This is a genomic window from Verrucosispora sp. ts21, assembly GCF_002879555.1.
Taxonomy (GTDB): Bacteria; Actinomycetota; Actinomycetes; order Mycobacteriales; family Micromonosporaceae; genus Micromonospora; species Micromonospora gifhornensis.
The window spans coordinates 1-5,411 of record NZ_PNOZ01000148.1; the positions used below are offsets into that span (position 1 = coordinate 1).

Annotated in this window: 6 protein-coding genes; 3 read left to right on the forward strand and 3 right to left on the reverse strand. The window is 71.2% G+C overall.

Features of this window, described 5'->3' with window-relative positions:
- Nucleotides 1-68: 68 nt before the first annotated feature.
- Nucleotides 69-899, reverse strand: a complete 831-nt coding sequence (locus C1A38_RS30115; RefSeq protein WP_102661061.1) for a peptidylprolyl isomerase — start codon at nt 897-899, stop codon at nt 69-71.
- A 46-nt stretch (nt 900-945) separates the two neighbouring features.
- A complete protein-coding gene (locus C1A38_RS30120) occupies nt 946-1,845 on the reverse strand; it encodes a peptidylprolyl isomerase (protein ID WP_102661062.1) in 900 nt (299 codons plus the stop codon).
- Between the two features lie 246 nt (nt 1,846-2,091).
- Here C1A38_RS30120 and C1A38_RS30125 point away from each other — a divergent pair, with 246 nt between their 5' ends.
- A complete protein-coding gene (locus C1A38_RS30125) occupies nt 2,092-2,811 on the forward strand; it encodes an MBL fold metallo-hydrolase (protein ID WP_102661063.1) in 720 nt (239 codons plus the stop codon).
- A gap of 54 nt (nt 2,812-2,865) precedes the next feature.
- A complete protein-coding gene (hisS, locus tag C1A38_RS30130; RefSeq protein ID WP_102661064.1) occupies nt 2,866-4,194 on the forward strand; it encodes a histidine--tRNA ligase in 1,329 nt (442 codons plus the stop codon).
- 185 nt (nt 4,195-4,379) lie between these two features.
- On the opposite strand, the gene C1A38_RS30135 is transcribed toward hisS, so the two are convergent.
- Nucleotides 4,380-4,898 (reverse strand): PaaI family thioesterase, encoded by a 519-nt coding sequence (locus C1A38_RS30135; RefSeq protein WP_102661065.1) that lies wholly within the window; start codon nt 4,896-4,898, stop codon nt 4,380-4,382.
- 55 nt (nt 4,899-4,953) lie between these two features.
- Between C1A38_RS30135 and C1A38_RS30140 the strand changes: the two genes are divergently transcribed.
- On the forward strand, nt 4,954-5,411 hold a 458-nt coding region (locus C1A38_RS30140; protein WP_102661066.1), incomplete at its 3' end, for a winged helix-turn-helix transcriptional regulator.

The window sequence follows — 5,411 nt, forward strand, 5'->3', positions numbered from 1 at the left end:
GCGGGGGTGCAATGTTGAAGGGCCCGCCGGGGTAGCCGGCGGGCCCTTCAACAATGCGGTGGAGGAGGTCAGCTCATCGTCAGGTCGGTGATGACGACTTCCTTCTTGGGGTGGCCGCCACCAGCCTGCTGGGCGAAGGCACCGTCGTCGCCCGCCTTGGCGACGTCCTCGACGATGTCCATGCCTTCGGTGATGGTGCCGAGCACTGTGTAGTTCGGGTCCAGCGGCGAGTCGCCGTAGACGATGAAGAACTGGCTGCCGCTGCTGGCCGGCTGACCGGAGTTGGCCATCGCGATGACGCCCGCGGGGTACGGCGGACGCTTGTCGGTCGGCAGGTTCTCCTCGGCCATCCGGTAGCTCGGACCGCCGGTGCCGTCACTGTCCCGCCAGCCCTTGCCGGTGGCGCTCGGGTCGCCGCACTGGAGCACCTTGATGCCTTCGGTCACCAGGCGGTGGCACTTGGTGTTGTCGAAGAAGTTCTGCTCGGCCAGGTGGGTGAAGCTGCCCGCGGTGCAGGGCACCGCCGACCGGTCGATCCGGGCGGTGATCGGACCGAGGTTGGTGGTGATCGTCATGGTCTGGACGCCGACCTTGCTCTGCTCGACGGGCGGCAGTCCGACGTCCTTGGTCGTCGGGCTCCGCTCGCCGTTGGGCAGCTCGACCCAGTCACACTGCACCGTGTCCGCGCTCTGGGCGGTGGTGTCGGTGCCGCCGCTGTCGTCGCCGATCAGGCTGCTGGCCAGCCAGACCGTACCGGCGACCACCAGCAGCAGGACCACGCCGCCGCCCACGACCGCCTGCGTCTGGCGGCGCTTGCGGGCCCGGGCCGACCGCTCGGCCATCTCCTTCTCGAGCCGGGCGCGGGCCGCCGCGCGCTGCCGCTCTCTGGTGGACGTCACGCTCGATCCTCCTGGACTGTCTGTGGATGCCGCTGCCCGTGGCGGGTCAGCCGGCGTTCGGGCTGGCCTCGGTCGAGCCGGAGACCGCCGGGCTCGGCGTGCCCGTGGGGTCGGCCGGCGATGCCGGATCGAGCACCGGCTCACCGACGGTCAGGCTCTGGATGACCACGTCGTTCTCCGGCTTGACCTTCTGCCCAGCCTCATCGGCCACGGTCGGCAGGGCACCGATCTTCTCCACCACGTCGAGGCCCCCGGTCACCCGCCCAATGATCGGGTACGCCGGATCGTGGCTGATGGAGTCCTTGAAGAAGATCAGGAACTGGCTGCTGTTGGCACCCGGCGGGTTCGAGATCATCGCCACCGTGCCCTTGGGGTACGTCGGCGGCTCGGTGGCCGGGGCCGGGCTGCTCTCCGGGGCGGTGGGGACGTTCTCGCTGTAGAACGAGTACGCCGGGCCGCCCAACCCGGTGCCGCTCGGGTCACCGCAGCGCAGCGCGCCCTCGGCCGTGATCTCGTGGCAGTTGGTGTTGTCGTAGAACGACTGGCTCGCCAGGTGGGCGATGCTCGCGGCGGCGCACGGCGCCTTCGCGAGATCCAACTCGATGCTGATCGGCCCGCCCTGGTTGGTGGTCACCGTCATGGGCCGCGTACCGGTCGTCGGCAGCCCGGTGGTGGCCGGCTCGCCCACGTCCTTGAGGTTGCTGTTGCCCTCGGTGTTCTGCGGGGTCCAGAGGCAGACCTCGGGGGCCGCGGTGTCCTCGGTCGGTTCCCGGTCGAACGCACCCAACGCCCAGGCCGAGCCTGCCACGACAAGCACGAGGATCAGGGCGGTACCGACCCCGGCACGAATCTGCCGACGTCGTCTGAGGGCGGCGGCTCGACGAGCCATCTGCCGGTCGAGCTTGGCCCGCGCCAGTTTGCGCTGCCGGTCCCTGCTGGAAGCCACCCGTGCTCCCCTTCCTCTACCCTGTTCGTCAAGCCGGTGGTTGCGCGTACCCGTCGGGCGGCAGGTGCGCCACGCCACACGCCCGCCAGAGTGTACGGGTACTGGCTGGAAAAGTCGTGTACGAGGTCTGTGCACAGGCTGATCGGGACATACCAGCGCCCGGTGAGGCTGGTGGGGCGGACGACGAAAACGTCGCGAGCTGCCGGTTAGGCTTCGACCGGACAGCACGACAGATGAGGAGCGGACGTGCTCGTAGCCGGCTTTCCCGCCGAGGCCTTCGGTACCAACTGCTACGTGGTCGCCACCGGGCCGGGGGAACAGTGCGTGGTGGTCGACCCCGGCATCGGGGTGATCGACCGGCTCGACGCGCTGCTGGCCGAGCATCGCCTGCATCCGGCCGCGGTGCTGCTCACCCACGGCCACCTGGACCACACCTTCTCGGTGGCGCCGGTCTGCGGGGCGCGGGGGATCACCGCCTACGTGCACCCGGACGACCGGGAGCTGCTGGCCGATCCGGCCAAGGCGCTGTCGATGGACCTGACCCAGCTGTTCGGCGGGCGGCTGCCGTACGCCGAGCCGGAGGACGTGGCCGAGCTGGCCGACGGTACGACGCTCACCCTCGCCGGGTTGGAGATCACCGTCGACCACGCGCCCGGCCATACCGGCGGGTCGGTGCTGTTCCGACTGCCCGGCGCCGGTTCGCCGTGGGAGGCCGATCAGGTCTGCCTCTCCGGTGACGTGCTGTTCGCCGGTTCGATCGGCCGCACCGACCTGCCGGGCGGCAGTATGCCGACGATGCTGACCAGCCTGCGGGACAAGATCCTTCCGCTGGCCGACGACACCGTCGTACTGCCTGGCCACGGCCCCGCGACCACCATCGGCCGCGAGCGCGCCACCAACCCGTACCTCGCCGAGGTGGCCGGGATGGGCGGCGGGCGACCGGCGGCCCCCACCCGCGGCCTGTAGCGGCCGCTCCCACGCTCACCCGCGCGGACCGTGCGGGTTTCCGAACGGAGCATCATGAGCAAGCCCACGCCCATCTCCGGCTTCCCGGAGTGGACGCCCGCCCAGCGGATGATCGAGCAGTACGTCCTGGACCGGATCCGGTCGACCTTCGAGCTGTACGGCTTCGCCCCGCTGGAGACCCGCGCGGTCGAGCCGCTGGACCAGTTGCTGCGCAAGGGGGAGACCTCCAAGGAGGTCTACGTGATCCGCCGGCTGCACGGGGACCCGGAGGGCCCGTCCGGCGACGACACCCTCGGCCTGCACTTCGACCTGACCGTGCCGTTCGCCCGCTACGTGCTGGAGAACGCCGGCAAGCTGAACTTCCCGTTCCGCCGCTACCAGATCCAGAAGGTGTGGCGCGGCGAGCGCCCGCAGGAGGGTCGCTACCGCGAGTTCCTCCAGGCCGACATCGACATCGTCGACCGGGACACCCTCGCGCCGCACTACGAGGCGGAGATGCCGCTGGTCATCGGCGACGCGCTGCGGTCGCTGCCGATTCCGCCGGTGCGCATCCAGGTCAACAACCGCAAGATCTGCGAGGGCTTCTACCGGGGCATCGGGCTGACCGACCCGGAGGCGGCGCTGCGCGCGGTCGACAAGCTCGACAAGATCGGCCCGGCCGGGGTGACGGAGCTGCTGGCGACCACAGCCGGGGCCAGCGAGGCGCAGGCCAAGGCGGTGCTGGCGTTGGCCGAGATCTCCGCGCCGGACGCCTCCTTCGCCGACGCGGTGCGCGGGCTCGGAGTCAGCGATCCGCTGCTGGACGAGGGCGTCGAGGAGTTGGTCCGGGTGGTGGAGACCGCCGCCGCGCACTCGCCCGGCCTCTGCGTGGCCGACCTGCGCATCGCCCGGGGCCTGGACTACTACACCGGCACCGTCTACGAGACCCAGATGATCGGGTACGAGCGTTTCGGCTCGGTCTGCTCCGGCGGCCGGTACGACAACCTGGCCAGCGCCGGCAACGTCCGCTTCCCCGGGGTGGGCATCTCCATCGGCGTGACCCGGCTGCTCGGCCTGCTCTTCGGCGCGGACGCCCTGTCGGTGTCCCGGTCGGTGCCGACCTGCGTGCTGGTGGCGGTGACCAGCGAGGAGCAGCGCCCGGCCAGCAACCGGGTCGCCGAGGCGCTGCGCTCGCGGGGCATCCCCACCGAGGTCTCGCCCAGCGCGGCGAAGTTCGGCAAGCAGATCCGCTACGCCGAGCGGCGCGGCATCCCGTACGTCTGGTTCCCCGGCGCCGACGGCGCGTCCGACGAGGTCAAGGACATCCGCTCCGGCGACCAGATCGCCGCCGTGGCAGGGGAGTGGACCCCACCCCAGGCCGACCTCAAGCCGCTGGTCGGCTGAGCGGGCCCGCACCTCGGCTGAGCGGGCCGGCACCGAGTTGGTCCCGGCGCGGTCCCGCTGCCGGCCGGGACCGCATGCCGGGTCTGGTGGTGCTCGTACCTTGCGAAGCCCCGGGCGTGGTCGTTGCTGGCTCTGGCGACGACCACGCCCGGGGCGGCTCATGTGCCGCCCGGTGCTGCGGTGCGTCAGGCGGCGGGAGGCTCCAGGGGCAGCAGCAGGCAACTGGAGGTGGCGTGGGCGACGAGGCGGTCCCGTCCGTCGGTCAGCCGCGCCTGGGCCAGAGCGGTACGGCGGCCCTGCTGCAGCACCGTCCCCTCGCAGCGCAGCATGCCGGAGTTCACGGTCACCGGGCGGAGGAACTTCACGTTCAGGTCGAGCGTGGTGTAGCCGATGCCGGCCGGCAGGGTGCTGTGTACGGCGCAGGCGGCGGCAGTGTCCAGCAGTGTCGAGATGACGCCGCCGTGCACCGTGCCGAGGGGGTTGTAGTGGAACTCCTGCGGCTCCAGTTCGACCACCACCCGCCCCTCCTCGGCGGTCATGCTGGCCATGTCGATCAGGTGCATCACCGGAGGGGCGGCCAGTTCGCCGGCGACCATGGCGCGGAGCAGGTCCAGGCCGCTGCGCCGACCGATCTGCGCGGCGTTGATGCTCGGGTCGGACCACGAGAAGGTGCGGCTGCGCGTCGCATCCTGCGTCTGCGTCATGGACTCAGCCTGGCAGTGGTTGCCTGAGTCTGTCAACGAGACCTAGCCTGGTGGCATGAGACCCGCCGCGTTGGACTGGTCGGTGGACAACTGCACGGTCGCCCGCGCCATGGAGGTCCTCGGCGAGAAGTGGACCCTGGTGGTGCTGCGTGAGGTGTTCAACGGGGTTCGCCGCTTCGACGACATGCGGGTGCGGACGGGGATTCCTCGGCAGGTGCTGACCAACCGGCTGGCCGGCCTGGTCGAGCAGGGCGTGCTACGCCGTGAGCCGTACCAGGAGCCGGGCAGTCGGATCCGCCACGAGTACCGCCTCACCCCCAAGGGCTTCGACCTGTGGCCGGTGCTGGTCGCCGTCCTGGCCTGGGGCGACCGCTACCTCGCCGATCCGGAGGGCTCCCCGCTGAGCGTCGGCCACCGCGACTGCGGCGCCGAGGTCCACGTGGAACTGCACTGCACCGCAGGCCACCCCGTCACCGACCCCCGCGACGTCATCCCCCGCCCCGGCCCCGGCGC

What these genes read in the sequence shown, in the direction of transcription:
- C1A38_RS30135 (WP_102661065.1), bottom strand. Translation starts at nt 4,898, where the DNA reads ATGACGCAGACGCAGGATGCGACGCGCAGCCGCACCTTCTCGTGGTCC.
- hisS (WP_102661064.1), top strand. Translation starts at nt 2,866, where the DNA reads ATGAGCAAGCCCACGCCCATCTCCGGCTTCCCGGAGTGGACGCCCGCC.